This is a genomic window from Streptomyces sp. 13-12-16 (genome assembly GCF_002114215.1).
Lineage (GTDB): Bacteria > Actinomycetota > Actinomycetes > Streptomycetales > Streptomycetaceae > Streptomyces.
Map to the genome: position 1 here is coordinate 1 of NZ_NCTE01000862.1, position 2,036 is coordinate 2,036.

At 67.9% G+C, this 2,036-nt stretch carries 2 protein-coding genes and 1 pseudogene; all 3 read right to left on the reverse strand.

The genetic code is table 11. The features are described from left to right. Window positions 1-342, reverse strand: a pseudogene (locus B7767_RS30670) (hypothetical protein); the annotation flags it as partial. Between the two features lie 10 nt (window positions 343-352). Beyond that, on the reverse strand, window positions 353-1,228 hold the full coding sequence (locus B7767_RS30675; protein WP_085574992.1) for a carbohydrate ABC transporter permease: 876 nt from the start codon (window positions 1,226-1,228) through the stop codon (window positions 353-355). Beyond that, window positions 1,225-2,036: carbohydrate ABC transporter permease (locus tag B7767_RS30680; RefSeq protein ID WP_085574993.1), on the reverse strand; the 812-nt coding region annotated here is incomplete at its 5' end. The genes B7767_RS30675 and B7767_RS30680, both read right to left, overlap by 4 nt.

A 2,036-nucleotide genomic window follows, 5' to 3' on the forward strand; every position in this document is an offset into this window, starting at 1 on the left:
GACGGCCCCGACGAGCGGCCCACCGGGGAGTCCGGCCCGCGCGGCCAGGACGTCCACCCACACCGCGGCGGCCACCGCCCACCCGGCGAGCCCCACGGCCCACCCGCCGCGCACGGCCGCGCGGAAGTCCGTGACGAACTCCCGCAGGCCGCCGCCCCGGTGGGTGGTACGGCGCCGCAGATGCCGTGCACCGGCGGCGAAGGCCGCCGGGTAGGTGACGACCCCGAGACAGGCCACGGCGATCCACACGCCGGTGAGCATGCACTCGGCGAAGACCCCGAAGCGCTCGCCGAACACGGACTCCCTGCGCGCGGTACGGGCCTTCACGCGTGCTTGCGCCATGGTGACCGCCTCAGCCCTTCAGTCCGGAGGTCGCCATACCGTCGATGAGGTAGCGCTGGAAGGCCATGAAGAAGGCGATGACCGGCACCAGCGCCACCAGCGACATCGCGATCATGCTGCCGTAGTTGGAGACGCCCTCCTGGTCGCGGAACATCATCAGGCCGAGCGAGACGGTGTACTTCTCGGGGGTGTTGAGGTAGATCAGCGGCCCCATGAAGTCGTTCCAGGCGTTGATGAAGGTGAAGATCGCGCTGGTGATGATCGCGGGCCGGCTCAGCGGCAGCACGATCGACCAGTAGGTGCGCAGGTGCCCGCAGCCGTCGAGCTTGGCGGCCTCGTCCAGCTCCCTGGGCAGTCCGCGCATGAACTGCACCATCAGGAACACGAAGAAGGCTTCCGTGGCCAGGAACTTGCCCGCGACGAGCGGCACCAGGGTGTCGGTGAGCTCCAGGTTGCGGAAGAGCACGTACTGCGGGATGAGCAGCACGTGGTACGGCAGCAGCAGCGTGCCGATCATCAGCGTGAAGAGCAGGTTCCGCCCGGCGAACCGGATCTTGGCGAAGGCGTACGCGGTCAGCGAGCTGGACAGGACGACACCGGCCACGGCGAGGACCGCGTACACCAGCGAGTTCCAGAAGAAGCTGCTGATGGAGATGCCGGAGATGCCGTCGGCGAGCCCGGAGAAGTTCTCCCAGACCGGATCGGTGGGCAGCAGGTCGAGGCTGGCGATGATGTCCTTGCTCGGTTTGAACGAGGCGCCGACCACCCAGATCACGGGATAGAGGACGACCGCGAGGACGACGAGCGCGCCCACGTGCCAGGCGATCGATCCGAAGCGCCGCCGCTCGTTCGCGGTGGGCAGGGCGGGGCTGGTGGCACTGGTCACTTGGCGGCCTCCTCGTAGTGCACCCACTTCTTCTGCGACCAGAACAGGACCGCCGTCACGAGAGCCACCGCGATCACCAGCGTCCAGGCCATCGCGGAGGCGAAGCCCATCTGGGCCTCCTTGAAGCCCTTCTGGTAGAGGTAACAGGTGTAGACGAGCGTGGCGTCGGCGGGCCCGCACCGGGTGTCGGAGACGACGTAGGCGGAGCCGAACACCTGGAACGCGTGGATGGACTCCAGCAGCACGTTGAAGAACAGCACCGGGGAGATCATCGGCAGCGTGACGTTCCAGAACCTGCGCAGCGGTCCGGCACCGTCCATCTCGGCGGCCTCGTACAGCTCCTGCGGGACCTGCTTGAGGCCGGCCAGGAAGATGACCATGGGCGCGCCGAACTGCCAGATGCTGAGGGCCACCAGGGCGTAGATGACGTAGTCCGGGTTGCCGATCCAGCCGCCCACGTCGAACCCGAAGAGCGTCTGCGTACGGTCCACGACCGCGTCGTCCGAGAACAGCGCCCGCCACACGAAGCCGACGGAGACGCTGGCGCCGACGAGCGAGGGCATGTAGAACGCGGCCCGGTACAGGCCCTGTCCGCGCCGCTTCTGCGCGAGCAGCAGCGCGACGCCGAGCGCGAGCAGCAGCTTCAGGGGGGTCGCCACGACGACGTACTTGAGCGTGACCTCGACCGACTTCTGCCAGCGCGGGTCCTGGAACATCGTCGTGAAGTTGTCCAGGCCGATCCACTTGGGCGGCGCGAACAGGTTGTAGCTGGTGAACGCGTAGTACAGCGACGCGATCATCGGCCCCG